We start from the raw sequence: 26,915 nt of genomic DNA, 5'->3' as shown, positions 1-26,915 counted from the left end.
ATCAAACGATCCTGACGTCGAGGGCCTGTACCTGACCCAACGGGTTAACCGAAGCCGTGACCTGACGGGTAGCCAGGGGGCCCTCGACACGCCAGATCCAGCGATACGGCGTCATCTCGACGACGTCGATCGCGGCATCCACGGATTCCCCGGTGGCCTCGACCACGTCCTCGAAATCCTTGCGGCGCTGATCCAACGGACGATCCATGTCCATCGTCGGGCTCCACTCCCGAGCCACCAGATCGTTCGACCAGTTGCGAATGATTTTCTCGACGTCGTCGAGATGTTGCCGGACTTGGGGATTCATCGGCGAAGGATGGACGGCGTCGCAGGTCTTGCGATCCTTGGCTGCCGAGGGCAACAGCAGGTCACCCACCCCGGGAACAACGGTGTCGAGGGCCGTGGAGGTTACGCGGATGGCCGGGTGATACGTCCGATTCGCCAGCACCACGATGCCGACTCCCGAGCGCGGATGCCACATCATCGTCGATCCATAACCCGGGTATCCACCGCAGTGATAGACGATGTGTTCCTTCCCCGTGACAGCGACGTGAAGGCCATATCCGTACCCTTCGGTGACTGGGCCGTATGTCGTGAAGTACCGGTACACCTGCTGCATCTCGCGGAAGACCCGACCCCAACCATCGTCCTCGCTGGTCCACGCGGTGATGAAATGGCTCACCCAGATCCCGACATCCTTGGCGGTGCAGATGAGGCCGTCGATGGGGGAGAAGGTTCCGGGGCCAAGCAAGGGCTGGACGCTGCCATCTCTGCCGAGGCCTGGGGTGAGCTTTCCCTCGGGTACTTGCGTGACGTCGAGGAAGGATTCGGTCATCCCCACCCGACGGATGATGTCTTCCTCGACGACGTCGATGAATGGCCGCTCGGTCGCCAACTCGACGACGCGGCCCAGGATCGCGTAACCGAGGTTGGAATAGGCGTACCCCGTTCCCGGCGCGAAGTTCGTGATGAAGGGTTTACCCAACAGCGCCTCGAACTCCTCGCGTGACATGGCCTGCTGACGGTCAGCCCACGGATCGTCGGTGGTAGACCGGTAGACATGGACAACGCGTCACGAATCGTTGCGCTGGCGATGGGCTCCTGAAGCTGCGGAATCCAACTACCGAGGGTGTCGTCGAGAGCGGGCCGTCGAGAAGCCACGTCGATCAGCCCGTGACAGATCCCAAGGACGCTGGCAGCGGTGAACGACTTCGACATCGACGCGATGCTGTAGACGCGATCGTCGGTGTCGCTACAGCGCACCTCACTGTCGTCAACGGCTGCCCAGGACAACGAGGTTCCACTCCCGGCAGCTTCTGACGAAGCAGCACTGAGAACGTCGACGACAGGGTCAAGACGGGAACTCATGGCCGCATTGTGCCACTTGAGACATGGGCTGGTAGAGCGGATTCAGGTAGAAGACAGGACCGCGGCGTTGCCAGCGCGCATCGTGGGTAAGATTGGACCACAACAACGCGGGAGCCCACCACAAGGGCTGAGAGGGTGCCGAGATGGCACCGACCGCCTGAACCTGTCCGGGTAATGCCGGCGAAGGGAGTGGTTGACATGACTGAACTGTCGAATTTGGTGTCAGAGTCCGTGGAGCGGCTGCGTCGGGACAAGCCGCTGGTCCAGTGCCTGACGAACATCGTGGTTGCCAACTTTACCGCGAACGTGTTGTTGGCTGCGGGGGCAGTCCCCGCCATGGTCGATAACCCCGAGGAATCTGAGGGATTCGCATCGTTGGCTGACGGCGTGCTCGTCAATATTGGTACTCCGTACCGGGAGACCGCTGAAGCCATAGTTGTTGCCGTGCGTGGCGCAGCAGGTAGTGACACACCGTGGGTGCTCGACCCGGTGGGAGTCGGGATGTCATGGCGTACCCAGGTCGCCCTGGACGCGTTGCACGTCGGTGCTCCAGCCGTCATCCGGGCAAATGCCTCCGAGGTATTGACCCTGGCTGGGACGGGAGCGTCCCCCCGAGGCCCTGAGGCCGGAGATGCTGTCGAGGATGCCTTGGGGTCCGCCGCTGAGCTCGTGCGCACATACGGCACCGTGGTCGCCACTAGCGGCCCCGTCGATCACATCGTGGACGCGCACCGGCACGTAACCGTGTCATCGGGGCATGAATGGATGGCGCGAGTGACCGGGGTTGGATGCTCACTAGGGGCTCTGACAGCGGCCTTTGCAGGCGTCCAGAAAGATCATCTCATTGCAGCTGCATCCGCAACCGCCATGTTGTGCGTGGCTGCCGAACGAGCGGCGGATCGCAGTGTGGGCCTGGGCGGATTCGCTCAAGCTCTCATCGACGAACTGTTCCTGGTGTCACCCGACGAAGTCGGCGCGCGGGGAGGGCTTCGCGATGTCACGGCCTGACTTCGATCTTTCGGTGTACCTCGTCACAGACACCGCCCAATGTGGTGGCCCAGAGGAGATCGTCGAGACCGTGCTACGCGCTATCTCCGGCGGGGTGACTCTGGTCCAATTCCGCGACCACGACCTGCCTGATGACGAATTCGTCGCTTTGGGACGACGGGTGAGAGATGTATGCGACGAAATACCCCTCATCATTGACGACCGGGTCCATCTGGTCGCTGAGATCGGAGCTGACGGTGCCCATGTCGGGCAGTCCGACATGCCGGTCGCCCAGGCTCGAGAGGTTCTCGGGGACAATCTGCTGATCGGCTTGTCCGCGCAGACCCCCGCCCACGTGGAGGCCGCGCTGTCTCATGGCCCTGACGTCGTCGACGTCAGCCCGTGGCCGGTGTGCGTCATCGGCGGAGTCACTGCCTCCGACGCTCAGGATGTAGCCCGGGTGGGCTGCGACGGCCTCAGCGTCGTCTCGGCAATTTGTCGAAACGCCGACCCTGAATCCAACGCTCGGGAACTCGCACAGGCATGGTGCCACGCGAAGGGGCGGTGACATCAGGGCGTGCACAACCGCTCAGGGCTGCTGGCATCTTGTTCAGATGCGCGGCCCTGGTGCGCAGCGTTGGGGATCAGGTGCGAGGGCACCCTAAAATGAGCGCCATGAGCACTTCTGACGTCACTCGTCGCGCCTCCAAGATCTCCGTCGTCGGGGCCGGTTCGGTTGGTTCCTCGCTGGCCTACGCCTGCCTCATCCGCGGATCGGCCGACCTCGTTGCCCTCTACGACATCGCCAAGGACAAGGTCGAGGCCGAGGTAGCGGACCTCGCCCATGGCACTCAGTTCACCCCCGCCTCAGTGATGGGTGGCGCTGATGTCCACGACACTGCCGACTCTGATGTTGTCTTCATCACTGCCGGAGCTCGTCAGAAGCCGGGCCAGACCCGTCTGGACCTCGCCGGCGTCAATGCCAATATTCTGCGTTCCCTCATGCCGCAGCTGGTCGAGCAGTCTCCGAACGCCCTGTTCGTGCTCGTCACCAACCCCTGTGACGTCCTGACTGTCGTAGCCCAGCAGGCCACCGGGTTGCCGGCCAACCGTGTCTTCTCGACCGGCACCATGCTCGACACCTCGCGGCTGCGCTGGCTCATCCGTCAGTGGGCCAACGTCGAGCAGCGCCATGTACACGTGACCATCGTCGGCGAGCACGGCGACTCGGAGTTCCCGCTGTGGTCGACCGCCAACATCTCCGGTGTGCCGATCCACGACTGGACCGTCGAGGGTGAGCGCGTCTTCACCGAGGATGTGCTCGCTGACCTGGCCCACGAGGCCGCCTTCGCCGCGTACAAGATCATCGAGGGCAAGGGTGCGACGAACTACGCCATCGGTCTGACGGGTGCTCGTCTTGCCGAGTCCCTGCTGCGTCCGGGCCGTTCCGTCCTGCCGCTGTCCAGCGTCATCGAGGATGTCCACGGAGTCTCCGGGGTAGCCCTGTCCATGCCGTGCATCGTCTCGCGTGACGGCATCGAGGGAGTGGTCCCGGTCTCCATGAGCGCAGCGGAAATTGCCTCCCTTGCGGCCTCCGCGGAACGCTTGCGTGACACTTTGTCATCCATCTCGTGACCTGCTGAACATTTGTGCTGACGACCTTCTAGGCTAGGGGGTATGTCAGTTCCTTTTCAGTATGCACAGGACAGTGACGGAGAACTTCTCAAGATTGCGGCTCGCGGCCAGGAGGTGTTGACGAACCCCCTGGCCAACCGAGGCACGGCTTTCACCCTCGAGGAGCGCAAGACCCTTGGTCTCACGGGCCTGTTGCCGTCGGGAGTCATGACGATCACTGACCAGCTCAAGCGGGTTTACGCCCAGTACTCGGCGCAGCCGGACGACCTGGCGAAGTACCTGTACCTCAACCACATGCACGACCGTAATGAGGTGCTGTACTTCCGCCTCATCGCCGAGCACATCGAGGAGATGCTGCCCATCGTCTACACCCCGACGATCGGCAAGGCAATTGAGGAATACAACCACTGGTACGACCGTCCGAGCGGTATTTACCTGTCCATCGACGACCCGGAGGACATGGAGCAGGCCCTGGGGCAGTTGGGCCATGGCCCTGACGATGTCGACCTCATCGTGGCCACTGATGCAGAGGGCATCCTCGGCATCGGTGACCAGGGTGTCGGTGGCGTGGCGATCACCGTCGGGAAACTAGCGGTGTACACCGCGGCAGCCGGAATCCACCCGCACCGCGTCCTGCCCGTCATCCTCGACGTCGGCACCGACAACATGGAACGCCTCAATGACGACGGCTACCTCGGCGTGCGTCACCCCCGTGTGCGCGGAGAACGCTATGACGCCTTCGTCCAACAGTACGTCGAGACGGCCCACCGGATGTTCCCGCACGCCCTGCTGCACTGGGAGGACTTCGCGGCCGGTAACGCCACCCGAATCCTCAACAAGTATCGGGACGACTACTGCACCTTCAACGACGACATCCAGGGCACCGCAGCCGTGGTCGTCGCCGCCGTGTTGAGTGCCGTCAAGGCTTCCGGCACCCCGCTGAGCAAGCACCGTATCGTCATTCACGGCGCTGGTTCGGCTGGCACCGGCATCGCGAATCTCCTGGTACAGCTCATGGTCAGCCAGGGGCTGGACGAGGAAACTGCGCGTTCCCACTTCTGGGGATTGGGATCCCGTGGCCTGCTGCGGGAAGGTCTGCGGCTGCGTGACTTCCAGCAGCCCTTCGCTCGCAGCAAGGAGGAGCTGGAAGGGTGGACCACTGACGCCCCTGACCAGTACACGTTGAGTGATGTCGTGCGTAACGTCCATCCGACGATCCTCATCGGCTGTTCCGCCCAGACGGGGGCCTTCACCGAGGAGATCGTCAAGACGATGGCGGCCCACTGTGATCGTCCGGTGATCATGCCGCTGTCGAACCCGACCCGTAAGGCCGAGGCACTGCCTTCCGACATTCTCAAGTGGACTGAAGGACGCGCCCTGGTGGCCACCGGTTCGCCGTTCAAGCCGGTCATGGTCAACGGTGTGACGTATCAGATCGCTCAGGCCAACAACGCCCTGGTCTTCCCGGGCATCGGTTTGGGAGCCATCGCAGTGCAGGCGTCTCGCGTCACCAACGGCATGATCGCGGCTGCTGCCGAGGCGGTCGCCATGCACGTCGACAACCGGGTGATGGGAGCCTCGCTGCTGCCGTCCATCAAGACCCTGAGACCGCTGTCGGCGTCGGTGGCCATTGCCGTTGCCCAGCAGGCGATGGAGGAAGGTGTGGCGACCGAGGCCACCGACACCCCGGTTGAGAAGGTGTTCTCGGCGATGTGGCAGCCGCGCTACCCACGCGTCGAGGTCATCTGAGCGACGACGCAGACTGATGACAGTGAAGTGACGGGACTGAGCTGATGACCTGGGGACCGGCATCGTGCCGGGCCCCAGGCCATGCCAGATGGGCATCAGAGGTGGCGAGTCACGCCTTGATCGTCAGAGCCGAGATGGGGGAGGACATCCCCGATCCATGTGTGAACATGACGGTGGCGTCAGCGCGCGGACAGTCAATGGTGACCGTGCCGTGCACCTTATGTCCCGGGGAGACGGTGTCGCCGAGGGTTCCGGTGGGCGGCAGGTTGGCCTCGTGGATGTTGGTCGACTCGTTCTCCATGATGAAGAAGGTGTAGTCGCTCAGGGATCCCCTGGTGACCTCGATGGTCACCGTGAGGGTGACACTTCCGGGGCCCCAACTGACGTCGTCGATCGACCATGTTCCCTCGGTCGAGTTGTCCTTGGACGAGAACGGCACCGAGGAGGCCACAGCCGTCACTGATGCCGGAATCGGTGTCGGAGTGGTTGCCGATGACGGTGTCGCCACCGGAGTTGGCATGGGGGACGGGGGGAGATCAGGCTCGCTGGTGACCCGGCGAGCCACCAGAACGAGGGCGATGATGACAGCCACCGCGATGATGGCGGCGATCCAGCCGCGGTGGCGTTTCGGCGGCTGATACTGGCTGATGTCAGGCGGTTGGCTCATGGTGGCTCCACTGTACGTGGTTGGTGGCCGTCGGTGCTGTCCACAGGTTGGCGTTGAGACGAGATGACGCTGCCGGGAGTTGTCCACAGGTACCCAATTGCTTGGCGGATTTCACGGGGTCGGGACGACAACTGAAGGTATGACAACACTGCATTCGTCCACCACCGATGACCGTGATCCACTGACTGTCAGGACTGTCGACGAGGCGATAACCCTGGCGCCCTACCTGCTCGGCTTCCAACCCAGCGAGAGCCTGCTCCTCATCGTCGCTGACGATGGCGCGACCTGCCAAGGTTTCGTCGCCCGGGTTGATCTCGACGACGTTGAACTGACCCTGGCCATGGACGCCTTCGCATCCCGAGTCGTCTCGTTGGCAGGGCGTGGACGGACGGTGATCCTGGCCTTCACCGAGGACCAAGACCGTGGCATGGCTGCCTTGGCGTTGGCCATCCGGGCGATGAAGGGCATGAACATTGGTGACGCTGCCTGGACAGATGGTGAGTGCTGGCGCAGCATCTTCGGCGATGAACGGAGCTGTGGGGAGAATCACCCGTACATTCCCGCCCCGGAGATTGCTGCCGAGGCGGTCTACCGGGGGCTCACCGTTCTGCCGAGCCGTACCAATCTGGTCGATCAACTGTCCGGGCCCGGAAGAACCTGTGACTCAGGTACTCGTCGACTCATCACCAATGCGCGACGACGACTCTCTCGCTGCGGTGATGACGTCGTCGCTGCCAGATGCCGTGCTCTCGTGAGGTCCGGTTCACCGATTGATGATGCCGCCGCCGTCGAGATGGCCGTTGCCGTCCAGCGTCCGGAGGTGGCGCGCACCTTGTGGATGACGATGGAACGGGAGCACGCGTCGAGATGGCTGACGATCTGGAGCCAAGCCGTCGGGATGATCCCTGATCGGATGGCCCCGGCCCCGCTGGCCCTCTGCGGGCTGGCCGGGTGGCTGAATGGAGACGGGGCGGTGGCGTCAGTGTGCGCCCACCGATGCCAATCCATGGTGGGGGCTGCGGACCTGCCACAGGCCTTGATGGTCATCGTCGACGCCTTCGTGCCGCCCAAGCTGTGGGAGATCATGGATCGCGACCCAACGTTGATCGCCCACCCACTCCCGGCGGAGCAGGTGGGCGAATGAGTCACAGCGGCGACGACAGTCAGACCTGCATACCGACGAGGTGACCGATGAGATAGGTGATCGTCATAGAACAGATGCCCACGATGATGTTGCGGGCGATGGGACGGGCCTTGCCGCTGCCGCTCGCGATGGCTGACCCCAGACCGGTGAGGAACAGGCCGATCATCGTGGCGGCGATGGTGATGTAGACGCGGGTTGCCGTCGGGGAACACACCATGGCGAGCAACGGGACCAAGGCACCGACGGTGAAGGCAGCCATCGAGGCGAAGGCCGCGTGCCAGGGGTTGGTGTACTCGTCGGGGTCGATACCCAGTTCGGCCTCGGCGTGGGCCCGCAGCGGATCGTGAGCGGTGAGCTCTCGGGCAACCTGACGAGCAGTCTGCTCGGACAGGCCCTTCTCGGCGTAGATCCCGGCGAGTTCCTCGAGCTCTTCGTCAGGGAAGTCGCGCAGCTCAGCGGCCTCCTTGGCCATGACGGCCTTCTCGATGTCGCGCTGTGAGCTCACGGAGACATACTCGCCGCCGGCCATGGACAGGGCACCGGCGACAAGCCCTGCCAAGCCGGCGATGAGGAGGGAGGAACGATCGATGGTGGCGCCGGCGACACCCATGACGATGCCGGCCGTCGAGATGATGCCGTCGTTGGCTCCGAGCACCGCGGCACGCAGCCAGTTGAGTTTGGAGTTGAGGCTTCCCATGCCCTCGTCGGCCTCGTGAGGCTTGCGGGCTGGGGTGGGGGAGTAGGTCGACGTTGCGTCGTCGGCGGGGGCCAGGGCGGACATGGCCGGAACGGAGGCCGTTTCGGTCTTCCCGGCTGGCATGTTCGCGCGGTGTGCCGTGGTGCTCATGACACCAACTGTGCTCGTGTTCAACGAGTGTTCACAAGGAAGGACAGGGAACCCTGACGGTAGGTGTGGGGCAGCTTCGCTAGACTCTGGCCCGTATGTGTCGCGGGTCTGGTGAGGCCCGTAGTGGATCCGAGAGGTGTGACGTGAGCGACCAGGTGCGCGAGACGACGGGCTACGACGCAGCCGCAGCCCAGGAGAAGTGGTCCAGGTACTGGGAGGAGAACCGCACCTTCGCAGCCCTTGACGACGGTTCCAAGGAGCGCCGCTACGTCCTCGACATGTTTGCATACCCCTCCGGTGACCTCCACATGGGTCATGCTGAGGCATTCGCCATCGGCGATGTGCTTGCGCGCTACTGGCGACTGCGCGGGTTCGACGTCCTGCACCCGGTCGGCTGGGACTCCTTCGGTCTACCGGCCGAGAACGCCGCCATCAAGCACGGCACCCACCCCGCCGAGTGGACCTACAACAACATCGACACCCAGGCAGCCTCCTTCAAGCGCTATGCCGTCTCCTTCGACTGGTCGATGAGGCTGCACACCTCGGACGAGGAGTACTACCGCTGGACCCAGTGGCTGTTCAATCGCTTCTTCGAGAAGGGGCTGGCCTACCGCAAGGATTCCTGGGCCAACTGGTGCCCCAACGACCAGACCGTGCTCGCCAACGAGCAGGTCAAGGACGGTTGCTGTGAGCGCTGCGGCGCCGTCGTCACCAAGCGTCAGCTCAACCAGTGGTACTTCCGCATCACCGACTACGCCCAGCGTCTGCTCGACGACATGGGCCAGATTGAGGGTAAGTGGCCCGATCGTGTGCTGTCGATGCAGCGCAACTGGATCGGGCGTTCCGAAGGGGCCTACGTCGACTTCACCATCGACGGTCGCGAGGAGCCGGTGCGGGTCTTCACCACTCGCGCCGACACCCTCTACGGAGCGACCTTCATGGTCGTCGCTCCCGACTCGGCCTTGGCCCAGGAGATCGTCTCCGACGAAGCCCGTCCCGACTTCGAGGCTTACCTTGGCGAGGTCAAGAAGAAGTCCGAGATCGAGCGTCAGTCCACCGAGTACGAGAAGACCGGTGTGCCTCTCGGTGTCGAGGCGACCAATCCCGTCAACGGGGCCAAGATTCCAGTGTGGGCTGGCGACTATGTGCTGGCTGACTACGGCACCGGTGCCGTCATGGCCGTGCCGGCCCACGATCAGCGCGACCTCGACTTCGCCCGCAAGTACGGCATCGACGTCATCCCTGTCATCGACACAGGCGAGGCCGATCCGCGCGAGTCCGGCATTGCCACCACCGGTGACGGCGCATACCAGAACTCCGGATTCCTCGACGGCATCACCACCAAGGCTGAGGCCATCGAGAAGATGTGCGAGTTCCTTGGGGACAAAGGCATCGGCGAGTCGACGATCACCTACCGTCTGCGCGACTGGCTGCTGAGCCGTCAGCGCTTCTGGGGATGTCCGATCCCGATCATCCACTGCGATACCTGTGGCGACGTCCCGGTCCCCGACGACCAGCTGCCGGTCAAGCTGCCCGATCTGCGCGGGGCCGAGCTGGCTCCCAAGGGCAAGTCACCGCTCGCCGGTGAGGAGGCTCGCGAGTGGCGAAAGGTCTCCTGTCCCAGGTGTGGCGAGGCCGCCCAGCGTGACACCGACACCATGGACACCTTCGTGGACTCGTCCTGGTACTTCATGCGTTACTGCTCTCCGCACTTCGACCAGGGGCCGTTCGACACCGACGCCGTGCGTCGTTGGATGCCGGTCGCCCAGTACATCGGCGGCGTCGAGCACGCCACCATGCACCTGCTGTACTCGCGGTTCTTCACTAAGGTGTTGCACGACCTCGGCATGGTCGACTTCACCGAGCCTTTCCAGCGTCTCATGAACCAAGGCCAGGTCATCAATGAGGGTCGGGCGATGTCGAAGTCGCTGGGCAACGGTGTTGATCTCGGCAAGCAGATCGACGAGTTCGGCGTCGACGCGGTGCGGACCACCGTCATCTTCGCCGGTCCGCCGGACGAGGACATCGACTGGGCGGACGTCTCCCCAGCTTCGATCTTGAAGTTCCTGCAGCGTGCCTGGCGGGTGGCTTCCGAGGTCACCAGCGACCCCGACGTCGACGTGACCAAGGGCGACGGCGGCCTGCGCCGTGTGACTCACCGCAGCATCGCCGACATCACCGAGCTGCTCGACGGCGGCCGGTACAACGTCGTCGTGGCGCGCATCATGGAGCTCGTCAATGCCACCCGCAAGGCCATTGACGCGGGTTGCGGCCCGGCCGACCCCGCGGTGCGCGAGGCCGTCACCTTCACCGCCCAGGCGCTCTCCCTAGTGGCCCCGTATCTGGCCGAGGAGATGTGGGAGATGCTCGGCCTCGAGCCGTCCGTCGCCAACTCCCAGTGGCCGACCGCTGACGAGAAGCTGCTGGTCGCCGAGGAGGTGACCATGGTCGTCCAGGTGACGGGCAAGGTTCGTGCCAAGATCCAGGTGAGCCCTGACATCACCGAGGAGGAGGCGCGTGAGCTGGCCCTGGCTGACTCCAACGTCCAGCGGTTTACCGAGGGCAAGGAGATCATCAAGGTCATTGCCCGTCTGCCGAAGATGATTTCCATCGTTGCGAAGTGACCCCCTGAAATTTTCGTGATCATGCCGGTCATGAGCTGACACTCTGACGACGCGGCGGCGAGCCTGTGGAAAACAGACTCGCCGCCGCGTCGCGTTGTCCACAGATTTGAAAAAGGTGGCGGATTCCAGGTCCTGCGACGACAACTGACGGTATGAGCGATGAGTACCGAGAACGTCTTGAGGACCTCATGGCGCGGCTGCCTGCCCGAAATATGGGGCCCAGACGCTCTGCCACCCCCGTGGCGGAGGAACCGGCAGAGGAGGAGGCCCCGAGTCCGACACGAACAGTGACCCGTGTCCACGCCTCGGCCGTGGGCATCCTGCTCGTCCTGGTGCTGTCGGTGGTGGCCGTCGTCTTGCTGAGATCCAAACCCGCCGAGGTACCCGCTGGGGCGGTGGTCGTCTCGACGGTGCCAGAAGGTGCGACTCTGCCGGGCGCGGCCAGCAGCGATGCGGAGACTCCTGAGGGATCTGCGTCTGCTCCAGCGGCAGTGTTGAGCCCCTCATCAGCTCCCACCAAGAACCAGAGTGTCCAGGTGCACGTGGCGGGGCGGGTGAGGCATCCCGGGGTCTACACGGTGCCTGTCGACGCGAGGGTTGCTGACGCCGTCGAAGCAGCTGGAGGCATGGCATCTGGAGCTCACCCGGGACGCCTCAACCTTGCCGCTCCAGTCTGCGATGGCTGCCAGATATGGATTCCAGCTCGTGGGGACGGAACGGTGGCCCCGCCTGGCCAGACTGGCAGTGTCGCAGCGACTCAGAAAACCGGACCGAGTGATACTGGTGGGGCCGCCGGTGGGTCGTCCGCGGCTGGCGCTCCGATCAATCTCAACACCGCGAGCCAGGGTGAGCTCGAGTCGATCGATGGGGTGGGGCCGGTCATGGCCGGTCGGATCGTGGCGTGGCGGCAGGAACATGGTCGCTTCACCTCGGTCGATCAGTTGCGCGAAATCTCAGGGGTCGGTCCCAAGACCTTCGAGAAGATCAGACCCCATGCCACGGTCTGAGAATGGCCATGGGGAGCAGGCCGTCACACCTGACGTCCGCATGGTTCCGGTCGCCGTGACGGCGTGTGTGGCGGCTGCACTTGGGATCAGTGGTCGTCCTCGGCTCGTCCTCGTCGCTGCTGCAGGATGGCTTCTCGCGAGCATGATCGCAGCCCGGCGCAAGGGATGGCTCGTGGTCGTCACGGCCCTCGTGGGTCTCAGCGTCCTTGTCACCTCCGGAATGCGCGACCACATCGTCCATGGCATGGGAGTGGCGGAGCTGGCTGACGAAGGGGCCATGGTGACCGTGATAGGTCGAGTGACCGTGGAGCCACGGACCTTTGACGGCAACGGGTCGGGAGGACCGATGGTTATGATCACCCTCGCTGTCAGTCGCGTCGCCACCGAGGACCGGGTCATCAGGCAGTCGACCCAGGTTGTCGTCATGGCTACTGGGCTCAGATCGGCCGCAGCCGCGAAGCTGTCCGTCGGGGAACAGATCGAGGTGCGTGGGCTGCTGACCCCGCCACGGGAGGGACGCTCGGAAGCGGCTGTCATGAAGCTGCGCTCACCGCCCAAGGTTGTCGCTCCCGCCGGTCCGCTAGACCGCGCCGTCAATCGCCTTCGCGCCGGCTTGGTGAGGGCGGTGGCAGGGTGCCCTGACGGTCAGCGGGCCATCGTGCCGTCCTTGGTCGTGGGGGATACCGCAGCGGTTTCGGAGGAGATGTCGGAGGACTTCCGCGTCACTGCATTGACCCACCTCATGGCCGTCTCAGGAGCCAACCTGGCGTCCACGACCGCTTTGCTGTGGTGGATCGGAGCGTGGTGCGGCATGAGGAGGCGCGGGTTACGCGTGCTCTCGGTGATCGGGGTCGTCGGTTTCGTCGCGGTGTGTCGGGCAGAGGCATCCGTGGTGCGTGCAGCTGCCATGGGAGCCGTCGCCATGGCAGCGACCGGGGTGTCTTTCGATCGTCGCGGGGGAGTACGGACCTTGGCGGTCGCGGTGACCAGCCTCATGCTCGTCGATCCGTGGCTGGTGCGATCAGTGGGATTCTGGCTGTCCGCCTGCGCCACGGCAGGGATTTTGTGGTGGGCCCGACCCTGGACGACCGCGATGGCGTGGGTGCCGACCTGGTTGGCAGCGGCCGTCACCGTGCCATGGGCCGCCCAGCTTGCGACCCAGCCAGTCGTCACCTGGATGGCAGGGACGGTCTCCACTACCGGTCTGATCGCCAACCTTGCCGCAGCTCCCTTCGTCCCGCTCGCCTCGGCCCTGGGAATGACGGCTGGACTCGTGGCCTTCATCTGGCCACCGCTGGCCGTGCCGTTGGGACGCCTGGCGGGATGGTGTGTCCAGCCGATCATCTGGATCGCGCACCTGGGAGCCAAGGCTCCGGCTGGCCTGTTGACCTGGCCAGCGGGAGGGACGGCCCTCGTCGTCCTCGGTGGGTTGTGCCTGGGCCTGGCCTTGATCACGCCTGCTGTCCTGGCACGGCCATGGTTGACGGTGGTGGCGGGTCTTGCGGTGGTTGCGGCCACTGTCGTCCGCCCTCCTGTTCCTGGCTGGCCGGGGGCGTGGCAGGTGGCCATCTGCGACGTCGGGCAGGGAAGTGCTGCCTTGGTGCGTGCTGGCCCTCGTGCCGCAGTCGTCGTCGACACTGGTCCTGATCCTGACAGGCTGGGCCGGTGCCTCGATGATCTAGACGTCAATCAGGTGCCCATGGTGGTTCTCAGTCACTACCACGGCGACCACATCGACGGGTTGGACGTCATTCGTGGTCACGGGCCGACGACGACTGTCGTCGTCTCTCAACTGGCGTCTCCGGAATGGGCAGCCAAGCGGGTGACGCAGGTCGCCACTCAGATGGGAGCCCAGGTTCTCGTCGCACACCCGGGCCAGGTCATGACGGTTGGTACGGCGAGGCTCACGCTTTTCGGCGGAATCCACCTGGTCGACGCTGAGGAATCGGAGGAGGAGCCTGCCGTTGAGAACAATTCCTCTGTCATCGTCAAGGCCACCGTTGAGGGACTACGGGTTCTCCTTCCAGGAGATGCCGAGCCTGGTGAGCAGCGCCACGTCCTGGCAGATCACGCTGATCTGTCGAGTGACGTCCTCGTGGTTCCCCATCACGGATCCGCTCATCAGGACGACGACTTCTGGGCCGCGACAGGGGCGAGCGTCGCGGTGATCTCGGCAGGCAAGGCCAACCCTTTCGGACATCCCTCTCACAAGGCCATTTCCCTGGCCAAGAAGATGGGGATGCAGGTTCACCGCACTGACGAGGAAAGCACGGTTCTGCTGGCGCGCAGTGGCGGGACCGTCCTGGTACAGACGCGACCGTGACAGATCCCGTGTTCCGCGTCGCAGGGAGATTCGTCGATGTGGAGGTGTCGGAAAAGCGCGCTAGTCTGAGCGGTCGGTTCACCTGAGGTGAGCCCTCACGGGAAGGAGAGCAGGTGGCGTCACGGTTCACGACCAAGGGGCCTCGCATGCCGATGCGGTTGCGCACATGGCAGCGGGAGGCACTGGATTCGTACCTGGCTTCCAGCCCACGTGACTGGCTGGTGTGCGCCACCCCTGGTGCCGGCAAGACGACGTTCACCCTGGCCGTCGCGGCTCACCTGTGGCAGGACCACGTCATCAACCGTGTCATCGTCGTCTGCCCGACCGATCATCTGCGCACCCAGTGGATAGGTGCGGCCCGCGGACTCGGCTTTGACCTGCGCGACACCACGAATGCCGAGGCGCTTCCGCCCGACTGCCACGGCTGCGTCGTCACCTACGCCCAGGTCGCCCAGAAACCAACCCTCCACGCAGCCCGGTCTACCAACATGCGTACCCTCGTCATCTTCGACGAGATCCACCACGCCGGCGACGTCATGAGCTGGGGATCTGGCGTCATCGAGGCCTTCTCGGGTGCGGTGCGACGCCTCGGTGTCACCGGAACCCCGTTCCGTTCCGATGAGGCCAGGATCGCTCACGTCCGCTACGAGGAAGTCGGCGACGGCGCCTTCGAGTCGGTGGCCGACTACACCTATGGCTACGGTGACGCCCTGCGTGACGGGGTCGTGCGTCCCGTCACCTTCGCCACCTACACCGGACGATCCACCTGGACCGACGCGCTGGGGGAGACCCACACCGCCATTCTCGGCGACTCCGAACTCACCAAGGCCAACGAGGAAATGGCCTGGCGTACCGCCTTGGACTCAGACGGGGAGTGGATCGCCCATGTCATGGCCGCGGCATGGGCGCGGGTGAACCAGCTGCGCGATTCCGGGACGATCCCGCATGCCAAGGTGCTCATCCCGGCCTCGAATCAGAAGGTGGCCAAGGAATACGCCGAGGTCTGGCGAGAGGTCACGGGCAATGAGCCCTCGGTGATCCTGTCCGAGGACGCGGCCTCGGCCAAGAAACTCACCGCCTACCGTGACGACCCGGACAAGATCTGCGCGGTCTGTGTGCGCCTCATCACTGAGGGGGTCGACGTTCCCGACGCCGCCGTGCTGATCTACTCGACGACGGCCTCGACCCCGCTGTTCTTCGCACAGATGGTGGGGCGTGTGGTTCGTGCGCGCAATCGTCGCGAGCGTGCCACGGTCTTCTTGCCGGTAGTGGGACGTCTGCTCGACATGGCCTCCGAGATGGAGGAGACCCGCGACCACGTCATCGGGCCGCCCGAGGAGCCGGACCTCATCGAGGAGTTCGACACCCGGGAACGCTCCGAGCCTGACCCCGATGCCGGGACCTGGCAGGCCGTCGCCTCCGATGCCATCCTCGGCGAGGTCATCGACACCTACGCTCCCCTCCCGTCCGATGGCGGACTCTTCGCCCTCGACGACCTCTTGAGTCCTGAGCAGGAGCGCGCCCTGCTGGCCCGTGACGAGAAGATCCGCGCTGAGCAGGCCCGCCGCGTAGCCTCGGCTCGCCGTGCCTCCAAGGCGTCGAAGGCGGCCGAGGAGAGGCAGGCCCGACGTGACGACCTCGTCGCCCTGCAGCGCCGTGGTGGCTCGGTGTATGACACCATCAGTGACCCGCGCGAAATGCGCCGAGAGATTCATCGAGCCCTGCTCGACTACTCCCGCCATCACGACCTCACTCCGCAGGCGGGCTGGGGGCAGCTCTACCGAGAGGTGCCGGGCCCCAAGAATGAGTCAGCGCCGATGGATCTGCTGCGCACCCGGCTGGAGTGGTTGCACTCTCACTGATCCTCTGACGAGCCAGAACACCACCTGACGCGATCCTGACGGCATCCTCTGGCATCCTTGGGAGGGTGAGTTCGGTCTACGGCACGGCATTGTTGGTCCAGGGGTCGGAGACCCTGTTGTCGGACAGGGCCGTCGACGCCCGGGTGACGGCTGCCCGACGGGAGGTCCCCGAGGCTGAACTGGTTGAGTTGGAGGGCCGCGAGGTCGACGCGGGCCGGTTCGTGGAAGCCACCGGAGGGTCCCTGTTCAGCGAGGCGACGATCGTCGTCGTCGATTCCATCGCCGATCTCGACAAGGACCTCTTCGACCTGGTCGTCACCACAGCGGCACAACCCTCGGACGACCTGTGCCTCGTCCTCGTCCATCCCGGGGGGATGAAGGGAAAGGGACTCCTGACCAAGCTCGCCAAGGCGAAGATCGAGACGGTGAAGGTGGAACCCCCCAAGCCTTGGGCCATCCCTGACTTCATCGCCAAGGAGGCCCGTCGAGCCCATCTCGACATGGATCATGACGCCTACGACGCCTTGCACCAAGCCCTTGGCAACGATCTTCGCACTTTGGCTGCGGCCATCGACCAGCTGGCCAGCGATTCACCGGATGGTCGGATCGGGGCCGAGACCGTCAAGACTTATTTCGGTGGCAGGGCGGAGATCTCGGCATTCAATGTTGCCGACTCCAGCCTGGAAGGACGGCTTCCCGATGCCCTGGAAACCTTGCGCTGGGGGTTGTCGACCGGGGTTCAGCCAGCAGCGGTGACGGCCGCAATGGCTCGCGGTCTGCGATCCTTGGGACTGTTCCTGGACATGCGCAGCCAGCGGATGGGGGACAAGCAGCTGGCTCAGGCGATCGGCGTCTCGCCGTGGAAACTCAAGGCCCTCAACAAGCAGGCACGGTCCTGGAGCAAGGCTGGGGCGGCCAAGGCAATTCGGCTCGTCAGTACCTGCGACGCCGCCGTCAAGGGTGCTGCAGTTGACGCCGACTACGCCTTGGAGTCGATGCTCATCGACGTCGAGAAGGCCCGGCAATCATGAACCAGGGCCGCGGACGGTAGTCTTGCCGAGGCTCTGAAGTGTGTCAGGTTCGATGGAGTTCCTGGGTTCGGCCGGGCCGCATGATTGGCGGTGGTGTCTTGACGTGCTCCACGACAGGCACGTCAAGCGCCTCGGCCACCCAGTGGGTCGAGGCGCTCTGTGCATCCCCTGAAGGGGAGAGGAAGACTCAGGCGGCCAGCGAGTTGAGCTTCTTGGAGATGGCCGACTTGCGGTTGGCGGCCTGGTTCTTGTGGATGACGCCCTTCGACACGGCCTTGTCGAGCTGACGGTTGGCGATCTTGGCAGCCTTGGTGGCGACCTCGACGTCTCCGGCCTCAGCGGCGCGACGGAAGTTGCGCACGTAGGTGCGCAGGGCGGACTTGACGGCCTTGTTGCGCTGGCGCGACTTCTCGTTGGTCTTCACGCGCTTCATCTGCGACTTGATGTTCGGCACTGGGCAGCCTCTGATTCCTTGATCGGTGTACGTGGAAAGCGCCAGACAGGCGCGACAGGAAACGCTACCAAATCGACGCCGTACGACCCAAATCAGCGGGTCTTCTCGTGGCCTCGCCCCTAGTCGGAGCATTGTGGTGGTTACATCAGGACCCAGGTCGGGCGCTCAACCAGAGACACTCGTACGGGGCCAGCCGCAGGTTCATGGGGGTGAGATCGTAGTCGAATCCGCTCAGCAGCTCGGTGACGACGTCGTCGAGCTCCGATCGCAGGGTTTCCATGGGGAACCAGACTTCCTGCTCGCTGACGTTGTACAGCTCGATCATCCGGCCTTCGGGATGCGGTCGTCCCCACATGATGACCTTGCGGCTGGGTGAGGGCAGCACGACCGTTTCCACCGACGCGTGGAACTCGGGGCTGCGACGACGGGCATTGATGGCTCGTCTCACCCCGCGCCAGATTCGACCAGGGACGCTGTGAGGCTCGGCCTGAGCCTGCTCCACCAACGACCAGTCCATCACCGGACGATGGACCCATCGGTTGTCGTCGGCATGATCAGGGTCGCGCTGCCAGTCGTCGTTGAGCATTCCGACCTCGTCGCCCATCCAGATGAGCGGCACGCCGCCGTACCCCAGGATCGCGGTGTGCATCATGACGATGCGGGCGATGGTGGCGTCGATGAGGGCCGGGTCCTCGGCCTCCAGGGCACGTTCCAATCCAGCGAGGCTCGCCAGGGAGCCGCTGATGCGACGGTCCCCGGTCTCCGGGTTATCCTGGAAGACCAGGCCGCGGGCGAAGGACCCGGGGAAATCCCCGGAGTAGAAGTCTGAGAGGAATCGACGATGGGCGACGGGGTCCAGCCCGGTGTCGTGAGCGTCAGCGTCGTCGATCGCCCATCCGATGTCGTCGTGACACCGGGCATAGGTGGCCCAAGTTGTCGTCGAGGGCTTGTCGGGGACCCGGCTCAAGGCCGTCTCCATGAGACTGACGTCGCGGGCAGCCAGGGCGCTCCACAGCTGCACCATGAGGCTGTTGTGGTACGCCATGTCCGATACCTTGCCCCAGTGACGGCCTCGTCCCAGGTACCCGATGAGGTCATTCGGGCCGACGACCGCCTCGGCCTTGAAGGCCACAGCAGGGGCGACGATTCGCATCGCCTGGCGCAGTGACTGGGTGATGTCGTGGACTTGCGGGAGGTTCTGGCAACCGGTGCCGAGCTTCTTCCAGATGAAGGCGATGGCGTCCAGACGGAAGACCTCGACTCCGCGGTTGGCGAGTTCACACATCAGGTCGAGGAACTCGCAGAAGACGTCGGGATTGGCCCAGTTGAGGTCCCACTGGAACTCGTTGAAGGTCGTCCAGACCCATCCCTGACAGTCGTCGTTCCAGGTGAAATTGCCACGCGCAAAGTCGGGGAAGACCTCCGGGAGATCCTTCTCCCAGGCATCGACCTCGTTCTGAGTCTTCAGGACGTGGAAGTAGTCACGGTATTTCTGTTGACCGGCACGTGCTCGCTGAGCCCACTCATGCTCGGCCGCCACATGGTTGACGACCAGGTCCACGACCAGGGAGATGCCGTGGCTCCTCAGCGTGGCCGTCAGATCGTCGAGATCGTCCATCGTGCCCAGATCAGTACGGATCGTGTGATGGTCGGCGACGGCGTAGCCCCCGTCATTGGCTCCTTGTCGTGGTTGCAGCAAGGGCATGAGGTGCAGATATCGCACCCCCATCTCGGACAGATGGTCCAGATGATCGTTGATGCCCTTGAGGGTGCCTGCGAAGCGGTCGGTGTAGGTGGCGTACCCGATCATGGACGGCTTCTGCAGCCAGTCAGGTTCGAGGAGCCGAGCCTCGTCGAGACGCTTGAGATCGTCGGGGCGCTCGGCGATCCGGGTCACGAGAATGTCCCGGACTCTCTGCAAGGTTTCGTCGGCGCGATCGCCGTAGACCCTGCTGAGACCGATCCACAGATCGGGGAGATAACGCTCCCAGCGCAGTTCGAAGGATTGCTGGGTGGACGGATCGAGGCTCGCATGTCGGAGGCTGTCGTCGGCGACCATGATTCGAGCCTAGTCGGGTGTGGAGCTGACCGTCGGGATTGACGTGTGGTCGACGGAATGAGCACCGTGTCGCTGGTGCGTGAGACACTGGAAGTTGAGCCGGGCACCCCCGGCACCATCGTCGAGACATGAGGGAGCAGATGTCCGCGCCTCAGCCTGGCAGCACAGATCCGGCCATCATTCGGAACTTCTGCATCATCGCGCACATTGACCACGGCAAGTCGACCCTGGCCGACCGGATGTTGCAGATCACCGGTGTCCTTGACGAGCGCAGCGCTCGCGCTCAGTACCTGGACCGTATGGACATCGAGCGGGAACGCGGCATCACCATCAAGTCCCAGGCGGTGCGGATGCCTTGGGAGGTCGACGGTGTCACCCACATCCTCAACATGATCGACACCCCGGGGCACGTCGATTTCTCCTACGAGGTCTCGCGGTCCCTGCAGGCTTGTGAGGGGGCGATTCTGCTCGTCGACGCGGCTCAGGGCATCGAGGCCCAGACCCTGGCCAACCTGTACCTGGCCCTGGAGGCTGACCTGGAGATCATCCCAGTTCTCAACAAGATTGACCTTCCGGGCGCCGAACCGGATCGTCACGCCGCTGAGATCGCCGGAATCATTGGATGCGATGAGTCCGAGGTGCTGCGGGTCTCCGCGAAGACCGGTGACGGGGTGGACGACCTGCTCGACACCATCGTCGCCAAGGTGCCTGCTCCCGAAGGAGTGGCCAACGCCCCAGCTCGTGCCCTCATCTTCGACTCGGTCTACGACACCTACCGCGGCGTCGTCACCTATGTTCGCGTCGTCGACGGTGCTGTGCGCCACCGCGAGAAGATCCTCATGATGAGTACCGGGGCAGCCCACGAGGTGCTTGAAATCGGCGTCATCTCCCCGGATATGGTGCCAGCTGACGGACTGTCCGTCGGCGAGGTCGGTTACCTCATCACCGGTGTGAAGGATGTTCGTCAGTCCCGAGTCGGCGACACCGTCACCAATGCTGCCAAGCCCTCCGAGAAGGATCTCGGAGGGTACCAGCATCCCAAGCCGATGGTGTACTCGGGGCTCTTCCCCATCGACGCCAAGGACTTCCCGGAGTTGCGCGATGCCCTCGACAAGCTGCAGCTCAATGACGCAGCCCTCGTCTACGAGCCCGAGACCTCGACCGCCCTGGGGTTTGGATTCCGTGTCGGCTTCCTGGGCCTGCTGCACATGGAGATCGTGCGCGAGCGCCTGGAACGCGAATTCGATCTCGACCTCATCTCCACCGCGCCCTCGGTGGTGCACCACGTCCTCATGGAGGATGGGTCGACCGTCACCGTCACCAACCCGTCGGAGTACCCGACCTCCGGGCGTATCGCCGAGGTGCACGAGCCCATCGTCGATGCCACCATCCTCAGTCCTGCCGAGTACATCGGCACCATCCTCGAGCTGTGCCAGCAGCGTCGTGGGGTCCAGCAGGGACTGGACTACCTCTCCTCGGACCGCGTGGAGATTCGTTACCGACTGCCCCTCTCGGAGATCGTCTTCGACTTCTTCGACCAGCTCAAGTCCCGCACGAAGGGCTACGCCTCGCTGGATTACCACGAGGCGGGTGAGCAGGCCGCTGACCTCGTCAAGGTCGACATCCTGCTCAATGGCGATCCGGTCGACGCCCTCAGCTCCATCGTCCACCGCGACAAGTCCTATTCCTATGGCGTCGCGATGGCGGCCAAGCTCAAGGAACTCATCCCGCGCCAGCAGTTCGAGGTGCCGATCCAGGCTGCCATCGGCGCTCGCGTCATCGCCCGAGAGACCATCCGCGCCGTCCGCAAGGACGTGTTGGCCAAGTGCTACGGTGGTGACATCTCCCGAAAGCGCAAGCTGCTCGAGAAGCAGAAGGCCGGTAAGAAACGGATGAAGGTCGTCGGCTCGGTCGAGGTGCCCCAGGAGGCCTTCGTGGCCGCCCTGAGGACCGGCGAGGGTTCCGAGAAGAAATGAGCGGCGAGCTACGGCTGCACCGTCTGGCTGTGCCGGCCGCCCTCGCCGACCGGGGGATCGACGAGCTCGGCGTCTGGTCGGTGCCCCTGACCGTCAGGTTCCGACGCATCGAGGTGCGCGAGGGAATGGTGCTGCACGGGCCCGAGGGCTGGTCGGAGTGGTCACCCTTCTGGGACTACGACCCGGTCGAGTCCGCGTCCTGGTTGCGTGCGGGCATCGAGGGAGCCACTCAACCTGTCCCGGCCGCCCGACGTGACCGCATCCCCGTCAACGTCACCATCCCTGTCGTCGACGCTGATCTCGCCCGGACGATGGCAGCTGAATCGGCCTGCACCACCGCCAAGGTCAAGGTCGCCGATCCCCGCAGCGACTTGTGGGAGGACTGCCGCCGGGTCGCCGCGGTGCGTGAGGCCATGCCAGACGGCCAGATCCGGGTGGACGCCAATGCTGCGTGGGACGTCGAGACGGCAGTGCGAGCCATCACCGAACTCAACGCTGCAGCCGAGGGACTGGAGTACGTCGAGCAGCCCTGCCCCCAAGTCGAGGATCTCGCCCAGGTGAGACGCCGGGTCGATGTTCCGGTGGCGGCCGACGAGTCGGTGCGTCGCGCTGAGGATCCGGTTGCGGTGGCACGAGCTGGTGCGGCTGATTTCATCATCGTTAAGGCTCAGCCGTTGGCCGGTGTTGTCCGCGCCCTCGAGGTCATTGATGCCGCCGGGTTGCCGGCCGTCGTCTCCTCGGCCCTGGACACCAGCGTCGGCATCGGACTGGCCACCCACCTGGCGGCCGCCCTGCCCGAGCTCGACCATGCCTGCGGGTTGGGGACCCTGAGGCTCTTCCGTGGTGATGTCTGCGGCTCACCCCTGATGCCCGTCGACGGCTACCTGACTCCGCAGCGAGGCGTGGTCGACGCCGAGGCCGACGATCCCGACGACGACCTGTGTCCGAGATGGACCGAGCGTCTGGATCTCACCGTGGCCGCCCTGGCCGACTTGGAACGGAGATGACCGTGAACCCCTCCACTGCAATAGCTCGCCGACTGGTGAGTGCCCTTGTCGGAGCTGGGGTCGAACATGTCGTCTACTGTCCCGGATCCCGCGACGCCCCCATCGGATATGCCTTGGCGGATGCTGAGGCTGCTGGATGGCTGCACGCCCACGTGCGTCTCGACGAACGGTCGGCCGGATTCGTCGCCCTGGGGATCTCGAAATCGTCAGCCGGGTTGCGGCATCCGGCAGCGGTCGTGACGACGTCTGGGACTGCTGTGGCAAATCTGCATCCAGCCGTGCTGGAAGCGGATGCGGCGGGGGTGCCACTTGTCGTCGTCTCAGCTGACCGACCACATGAAATGTGGCACACCGGGGCCAACCAGACGACATTGCAGGCTGGAATCTTCGGGTCGGCATCGCGATTCGACGCTGAAATCCCCGCCGGGTTTCCTGCCGATGGAAGGCTCGACTCACTCGTGCTGCGTGCGATAAGTGCCGCGACCGGAGTACTTACCTATGACCCTGGCCCCGCTCACCTAAACGTCGGTTTTCGCGATCCGCTGGTACCAGATGATTCATGGCGACCCACACACATACCACGTCGTCACATCGAGCCTTATGGAGCTGAGCACTCCGAAAGTACTCAGCGCAGGCCAGCGGTAGGTGACGGGACACCACTGTCGATGCCGCCGCGTACCGTCGTGGTTGCTGGAGACGGTGCTGGAAGTGATGCCCAGAGGCTGGCCGAGCAGGGCGGATGGCCGTTGCTGGCCGAACCGACCTCGGGGGCCCGGGCTGGTTCCCATGCCCTGACTAACTACCAGGCAGTCTTGGCTGGCTCGCTGGTCAAGGATGTCGACGGGATACTTGTCATGGGGCATCCAACCCTCTCGCGTCCAGTGTCGCGGCTGCTGTCGCGCCCCGGGGTGACTGTCGTGACTGATCGGGCGCGCTGGACCGATGTCGCTGGGGTGGCGCGAGTGGTATCTGGCCCAGCGAGGCTGATCGACGTTGAGGTTGATGAGTCCTGGCTGTCACGCTGGCTGGACGCCGACCAACCAGTCGGCCTCACCTGCAAACAGGAGATCTGTGACGTTATCTGGCAGGCCTCAGCGCGGCAAGGGGCTCCGCAACTCGTCATTGGGGCCTCTGACGTCATCCGAGCCTTCGACATCGGTGCAGTGCCGCAGCGTGAGTCACCTCACGCAGTGGCTAATCGCGGACTGGCTGGTATCGATGGAACGGTGAGCACGGGAATCGGCCATGCGCTAGGCGGTGGATGCCCAGTCCGGGTGGTCGTCGGGGATCTCACCTTTGCCCATGACGCTACGGCGCTACTCACTGGCGACACCGATGATGACGTCGACGTGCAAGTCATTGTCCTCGACGATCACGGTGGTGCGATCTTTGGTGGGTTGGAGCATGCTGCGGCACCTCGTCCTGTTCTCGAGAGAATGTTCCTTACTCCGCAATGTCTGGACCTGTCGGCCCTGGCGGCCGGACTTGGGGCACACCATTGCACCGTTGCGTCAAGTGATCCCACGCGCCTACACGAACAGATGCGCCGCCTATTGGCTGAGCCGGTTCATGGTAGGAGGGTCGTCGAGGTGTCTCTGCCTCCGGTATGATCCTGTCATCGGCGCACGCACATGCCGCTTAGCATCGGTAGCCTCCGGACGAAGCTCGAGGCATCACGTGGTGTCTCGAGAGTGACCCCGTGGACTCCTAGGGCGAGGGCCACGAGAGGGACTCGTGGAAGCCAAAGGAGGCTCGCCAATGTCAGGACAGAAGAGGCAAGGACTGTGGATGCGGATGACCGCCGGTCTTGTTGCTGGAGTCACCACCTTTGTCGGTATATGTGTCTGCGCTCAGGCTACACCAGCGCAATATTCTGAGGCGCCTGTTGGTGCTAACAAGGCTGCTGCGCCACAGATTGAGACTGTCACCGGATATATGACGTCCACAGACCAGTGGCAGACAAAGATTTTCATCAAGAAGGACCTGGTGGCACATCCTCGCGGCAGCATTGTCATTATCCCCGGCGCAAATGAACATCAAGGTCGATATGACTACGTAGCCAAACGTTCTGCTCAGGCTGGATACAACGTTTTTCGGCTGGATCACCGCGGACATGGCAGGAGCGCTGCACCCTACGTGAATAACGTGGTTCCGCGCGGTCATATTGACGATTGGAATTCAATTATCGGTGACATCCACCAGTTGGTCGGAATCGCGAAGAAAGACACGCCAGGTAAGAAAATCTTCTTGCTGGGGCACTCGATGGGTGCTCAGGCCGTCCAAGGCTACGGCATCGCTTACCCCAATGACGTCGATGGCATCATCTCCACGGCTGGTGGAATCGGCATGAACCGCTATGGCAAGGACACTCTCAAGCCTCAGGTGATAACGGCCAAGAACCTGACTGAGGCCGAAAAACACGCTAAGCCCACCGTCTCTCAGTTGCTACCGCTTGACCAGATGACGAGCGTCAGGCGTTCATTACTGCCGCAGTTCCAGAAGGATCCGAAGAATGTCCGTCTTCCATCCTCGCCCTACGCGACCTCGGCCAAGGTGAAGATCCCCAACACGTTGGTCGTCTTCCCGAAGACGACGTACGACGGGGTATGCACAGATTCGCGATCCTACGAAAGCTTTGCCTACGACCTGCTCAACAACAGGTACATGACCGCAGGCCTGCTGACTCAGATGGTCGTCGGTCAGTTGTACACCACTTTCAATGCCAAAGACTTCACCACCCCGACCCTCATTATGCATGGCGAGGCCGACGGGCTTGCGCCGTCATTCGCTGATGTTAACTGGTACAACGCGATTAGCTCGAAAGATAAGACTGCAATTGTGTGGAAAGGTCTTATGCACGAGATCCTTAACGAGACTGTTCGTGATCAGGTCATCGACAAAACCCTCGATTGGATTAGCGCTCGAAACAAGTGAGGAATGTACCCATCTCGAGGTCGGCGTCATGACAAGTCCGTGGACTGTTCCAAACAGCTACGGAAGGCCTCCATCTTGGCTCCGGTCTCGATCCACTCCTTGTCCGGGTCGGAGCTGGGCATGATGCCCGCACCGGCATGTATCCGGACGGATCGGTTGTCCTCGGAGAACTGACCGCAGCGCAGGGCCAAGGCCCACTGGCCTGACCCATCCGGCGACATCCATCCCACTGGCCCGGCGAATCGTCCTCGGTCAATGACCTCGGTCTGCTCGATGAACTGGTAGGCGAGCTCTCGAGGAGTGCCGCACACAGCTGCGGTCGGGTGGATGACGTCGACGATCTGTGCAGCATTCGACGTGCCGACCCTGGCGGTGATGTCCGTGGCCAAGTGGGTGACATTGGGCAGTTCCAGCAGGAAAGGCCCGCGGATGGCAGGGTCGGACAGGCCAGCCTCGGTTAGTCGTCCTGTCACGGAAGCCACCGCCAGCTCGTGCTCACGATGCTCCTTGGGATCCTGCAACAGCTCATGGGACCAGAAAGGCTTGCGGGTACCGGCGAGCACTCGGCAACGGAACAGGCCATCGCGGCAGTCAACGAGCAGCTCGGGAGTCGCGCCAACCAGGCCGTCATGGCAGTAGGTCCAGCAGCCGCTGAACTTGCCCGAGAGCCGGGACGCGACGAGTCCACGGTCCATCGGGGCGGATGCCTGGACGGTCACTGACCGTGAGAGCACCACTTTTTCCAGCTCGGGGTCCTGGGACAGCCGGGTCGTCGCGGCGTTGACGGCCTGGCTCCAGTGCTCGGCGTCAAGATCGGGAAGCTGAGTCTCGATGACCGGCAGGTCGGAATCGCCGCGATGAATCGGGGTGGATTCCGCGCAGAAGACGAGAGTGCGCTCGCCCAGGTGACGACGGAGGAGGAGGACAGCGGGGACGACGAGGAATCCGTCCTCGTCCCGGGAAAACGGGAAAGAACCGAAAGCCACGGGAGCTGCGTCGGAGTGCTGAGCAGCCCACGATGAATAGGCGTTGAACACCTTCGCGGCAGCGCCATGGCCGCCTGCGGTGAAGCGGGCCTGCTCGCCCCACCCGACCATGGCCGGGGCATCGTCGGTGTCGGGAGCCACCCAGATCCACGGCTCGACCTCGGGCGGGCAGTAACGACGCGCGGTATCCAACCACCGAGCCCCACTCGCAGCGGACAGGTCGACATCGCAGGACAAGGTGTGCACGAGAGGAGA

General features: G+C 63.9%; 20 protein-coding genes, 2 pseudogenes and 1 riboswitch. Of the genes and pseudogenes, 15 read left to right on the top strand and 7 right to left on the bottom strand.

Annotated elements, in window-relative coordinates; all coding sequences use genetic code 11:
• Nucleotide 1: 1 nt before the first annotated feature.
• Both PALO_RS06670 and PALO_RS13000 read right to left on the bottom strand, forming a co-directional pair.
• Nucleotides 2-1,012, bottom strand: a complete 1,011-nt coding sequence (locus PALO_RS06670; RefSeq protein ID WP_015582935.1) for a serine hydrolase domain-containing protein — start codon at nucleotides 1,010-1,012, stop codon at nucleotides 2-4.
• Between the two features lie 83 nt (nucleotides 1,013-1,095).
• Nucleotides 1,096-1,218: pseudogene (locus tag PALO_RS13000) on the bottom strand (hypothetical protein); the annotation flags it as partial.
• A gap of 247 nt (nucleotides 1,219-1,465) precedes the next feature.
• A riboswitch (TPP riboswitch) is annotated at nucleotides 1,466-1,574 on the top strand.
• On the opposite strand from PALO_RS13000, the gene thiM reads away from it, so the two are divergent.
• The 4 genes from thiM to PALO_RS06650 all read left to right on the top strand — a co-directional run bounded on the left by thiM (nucleotide 1,543) and on the right by PALO_RS06650 (nucleotide 5,739).
• Nucleotides 1,543-2,376 carry a hydroxyethylthiazole kinase gene (gene thiM, locus PALO_RS06665; protein ID WP_041710068.1) on the top strand — a complete coding sequence of 278 codons (834 nt, stop codon included), beginning with the start codon at nucleotides 1,543-1,545 and terminating at the stop codon, nucleotides 2,374-2,376. (Overlaps the previous riboswitch by 32 nt.)
• Nucleotides 2,363-2,923 (top strand): thiamine phosphate synthase, encoded by a 561-nt coding sequence (locus tag PALO_RS06660; protein ID WP_015582933.1) that lies wholly within the window; start codon nucleotides 2,363-2,365, stop codon nucleotides 2,921-2,923. Before thiM ends, PALO_RS06660 begins: the two co-directional genes overlap by 14 nt.
• Before the next feature lie 98 nt (nucleotides 2,924-3,021).
• A complete protein-coding gene (locus PALO_RS06655; protein WP_023032573.1) occupies nucleotides 3,022-3,990 on the top strand; it encodes an L-lactate dehydrogenase in 969 nt (322 codons plus the stop codon).
• A 42-nt stretch (nucleotides 3,991-4,032) separates the two neighbouring features.
• Nucleotides 4,033-5,739 (top strand): NAD-dependent malic enzyme, encoded by a 1,707-nt coding sequence (locus PALO_RS06650; RefSeq protein ID WP_023032574.1) that lies wholly within the window; start codon nucleotides 4,033-4,035, stop codon nucleotides 5,737-5,739.
• Nucleotides 5,740-5,848: 109 nt separating this feature from the next.
• On the opposite strand, the gene PALO_RS06645 is transcribed toward PALO_RS06650, so the two are convergent.
• On the bottom strand, nucleotides 5,849-6,091 hold the full coding sequence (locus PALO_RS06645) for a hypothetical protein (protein WP_036902368.1): 243 nt from the start codon (nucleotides 6,089-6,091) through the stop codon (nucleotides 5,849-5,851).
• Between PALO_RS06645 and PALO_RS12995 the strand changes: the two are divergent.
• Both PALO_RS12995 and PALO_RS06640 read left to right on the top strand, forming a co-directional pair.
• Nucleotides 6,084-6,374: pseudogene (locus PALO_RS12995) on the top strand (hypothetical protein); the annotation flags it as partial. The gene PALO_RS06645 and the pseudogene PALO_RS12995 overlap by 8 nt on opposite strands.
• A gap of 171 nt (nucleotides 6,375-6,545) precedes the next feature.
• On the top strand, nucleotides 6,546-7,550 hold the full coding sequence (locus tag PALO_RS06640; RefSeq protein ID WP_015582929.1) for a DUF4192 domain-containing protein: 1,005 nt from the start codon (nucleotides 6,546-6,548) through the stop codon (nucleotides 7,548-7,550).
• A 19-nt stretch (nucleotides 7,551-7,569) separates the two neighbouring features.
• Here PALO_RS06640 and PALO_RS06635 read toward each other — a convergent pair whose 3' ends face one another.
• Nucleotides 7,570-8,397, bottom strand: coding sequence for a VIT1/CCC1 transporter family protein (locus tag PALO_RS06635; protein ID WP_015582928.1), 828 nt, complete (start codon nucleotides 8,395-8,397; stop codon nucleotides 7,570-7,572).
• A 143-nt stretch (nucleotides 8,398-8,540) separates the two neighbouring features.
• Between PALO_RS06635 and leuS the strand changes: the two genes are divergently transcribed.
• The 5 genes from leuS (at nucleotide 8,541) to holA (ending at nucleotide 17,244) form a co-directional block, all read left to right on the top strand.
• Nucleotides 8,541-11,021, top strand: coding sequence for a leucine--tRNA ligase (gene leuS / locus PALO_RS06630; RefSeq protein ID WP_015582927.1), 2,481 nt, complete (start codon nucleotides 8,541-8,543; stop codon nucleotides 11,019-11,021).
• Between the two features lie 152 nt (nucleotides 11,022-11,173).
• Nucleotides 11,174-12,028, top strand: coding sequence for a helix-hairpin-helix domain-containing protein (locus tag PALO_RS06625; protein WP_015582926.1), 855 nt, complete (start codon nucleotides 11,174-11,176; stop codon nucleotides 12,026-12,028).
• A 40-nt stretch (nucleotides 12,029-12,068) separates the two neighbouring features.
• Nucleotides 12,069-14,351 carry a ComEC/Rec2 family competence protein gene (locus PALO_RS06620; RefSeq protein ID WP_036910404.1) on the top strand — a complete coding sequence of 761 codons (2,283 nt, stop codon included), beginning with the start codon at nucleotides 12,069-12,071 and terminating at the stop codon, nucleotides 14,349-14,351.
• 113 nt (nucleotides 14,352-14,464) lie between these two features.
• A complete protein-coding gene (locus PALO_RS06615) occupies nucleotides 14,465-16,213 on the top strand; it encodes a DEAD/DEAH box helicase (RefSeq protein WP_015582924.1) in 1,749 nt (582 codons plus the stop codon).
• 32 nt (nucleotides 16,214-16,245) lie between these two features.
• Nucleotides 16,246-17,244, top strand: a complete 999-nt coding sequence (gene holA, locus PALO_RS06610) for a DNA polymerase III subunit delta (protein WP_036910292.1) — start codon at nucleotides 16,246-16,248, stop codon at nucleotides 17,242-17,244.
• Between the two features lie 187 nt (nucleotides 17,245-17,431).
• Here the strand turns inward: holA and rpsT are convergent, their stop codons facing one another.
• Both rpsT and PALO_RS06600 read right to left on the bottom strand, forming a co-directional pair.
• Nucleotides 17,432-17,698, bottom strand: a complete 267-nt coding sequence (rpsT, locus tag PALO_RS06605; RefSeq protein WP_004811708.1) for a 30S ribosomal protein S20 — start codon at nucleotides 17,696-17,698, stop codon at nucleotides 17,432-17,434.
• 145 nt (nucleotides 17,699-17,843) lie between these two features.
• On the bottom strand, nucleotides 17,844-19,757 hold the full coding sequence (locus PALO_RS06600; protein ID WP_015582922.1) for an alpha-amylase family protein: 1,914 nt from the start codon (nucleotides 19,755-19,757) through the stop codon (nucleotides 17,844-17,846).
• Nucleotides 19,758-19,885: 128 nt separating this feature from the next.
• On the opposite strand from PALO_RS06600, the gene lepA reads away from it, so the two are divergent.
• From lepA to PALO_RS06580, 4 genes are all read left to right on the top strand, one after another.
• A complete protein-coding gene (lepA, locus tag PALO_RS06595) occupies nucleotides 19,886-21,733 on the top strand; it encodes a translation elongation factor 4 (RefSeq protein WP_187290313.1) in 1,848 nt (615 codons plus the stop codon).
• A complete protein-coding gene (locus tag PALO_RS06590; RefSeq protein WP_015582920.1) occupies nucleotides 21,730-22,740 on the top strand; it encodes an o-succinylbenzoate synthase in 1,011 nt (336 codons plus the stop codon). Before lepA ends, PALO_RS06590 begins: the two co-directional genes overlap by 4 nt.
• A gap of 2 nt (nucleotides 22,741-22,742) precedes the next feature.
• Entirely contained in the window at nucleotides 22,743-24,350 is a 1,608-nt protein-coding gene (gene menD, locus PALO_RS06585) for a 2-succinyl-5-enolpyruvyl-6-hydroxy-3-cyclohexene-1-carboxylic-acid synthase (protein ID WP_171023484.1), read from the top strand.
• A gap of 148 nt (nucleotides 24,351-24,498) precedes the next feature.
• Nucleotides 24,499-25,674 (top strand): alpha/beta hydrolase, encoded by a 1,176-nt coding sequence (locus PALO_RS06580; RefSeq protein ID WP_015582918.1) that lies wholly within the window; start codon nucleotides 24,499-24,501, stop codon nucleotides 25,672-25,674.
• 26 nt (nucleotides 25,675-25,700) lie between these two features.
• On the opposite strand, the gene PALO_RS06575 is transcribed toward PALO_RS06580, so the two are convergent.
• Nucleotides 25,701-26,906 (bottom strand): isochorismate synthase, encoded by a 1,206-nt coding sequence (locus PALO_RS06575; protein ID WP_015582917.1) that lies wholly within the window; start codon nucleotides 26,904-26,906, stop codon nucleotides 25,701-25,703.
• Nucleotides 26,907-26,915 lie beyond the last annotated feature (9 nt).

Source organism: Cutibacterium avidum 44067, from assembly GCF_000367205.1.
Classification (GTDB): domain Bacteria; phylum Actinomycetota; class Actinomycetes; order Propionibacteriales; family Propionibacteriaceae; genus Cutibacterium; species Cutibacterium avidum.
Note: the sequence above shows the minus strand (reverse complement) of the source record. Positions and strands in the feature narration are given on the sequence as shown.

Bases quoted from the DNA above. Each gene is read 5' to 3' on its own strand.
- PALO_RS06590 (WP_015582920.1), top strand. From the start codon at position 21,730: ATGAGCGGCGAGCTACGGCTGCACCGTCTGGCTGTGCCGGCCGCCCTC.
- PALO_RS06660 (WP_015582933.1), top strand. From the start codon at position 2,363: ATGTCACGGCCTGACTTCGATCTTTCGGTGTACCTCGTCACAGACACC.
- PALO_RS06640 (WP_015582929.1), top strand. From the start codon at position 6,546: ATGACAACACTGCATTCGTCCACCACCGATGACCGTGATCCACTGACT.
- PALO_RS06670 (WP_015582935.1), bottom strand. From the start codon at position 1,012: ATGTCACGCGAGGAGTTCGAGGCGCTGTTGGGTAAACCCTTCATCACG.
- thiM (WP_041710068.1), top strand. From the start codon at position 1,543: ATGCCGGCGAAGGGAGTGGTTGACATGACTGAACTGTCGAATTTGGTG.
- PALO_RS06620 (WP_036910404.1), top strand. From the start codon at position 12,069: ATGGTTCCGGTCGCCGTGACGGCGTGTGTGGCGGCTGCACTTGGGATC.
- lepA (WP_187290313.1), top strand. From the start codon at position 19,886: ATGAGGGAGCAGATGTCCGCGCCTCAGCCTGGCAGCACAGATCCGGCC.
- PALO_RS06635 (WP_015582928.1), bottom strand. From the start codon at position 8,397: ATGAGCACCACGGCACACCGCGCGAACATGCCAGCCGGGAAGACCGAA.
- PALO_RS06650 (WP_023032574.1), top strand. From the start codon at position 4,033: ATGTCAGTTCCTTTTCAGTATGCACAGGACAGTGACGGAGAACTTCTC.
- PALO_RS06600 (WP_015582922.1), bottom strand. From the start codon at position 19,757: ATGGTCGCCGACGACAGCCTCCGACATGCGAGCCTCGATCCGTCCACC.
- PALO_RS06625 (WP_015582926.1), top strand. From the start codon at position 11,174: ATGAGCGATGAGTACCGAGAACGTCTTGAGGACCTCATGGCGCGGCTG.
- PALO_RS06580 (WP_015582918.1), top strand. From the start codon at position 24,499: ATGTCAGGACAGAAGAGGCAAGGACTGTGGATGCGGATGACCGCCGGT.
- PALO_RS06655 (WP_023032573.1), top strand. From the start codon at position 3,022: ATGAGCGCCATGAGCACTTCTGACGTCACTCGTCGCGCCTCCAAGATC.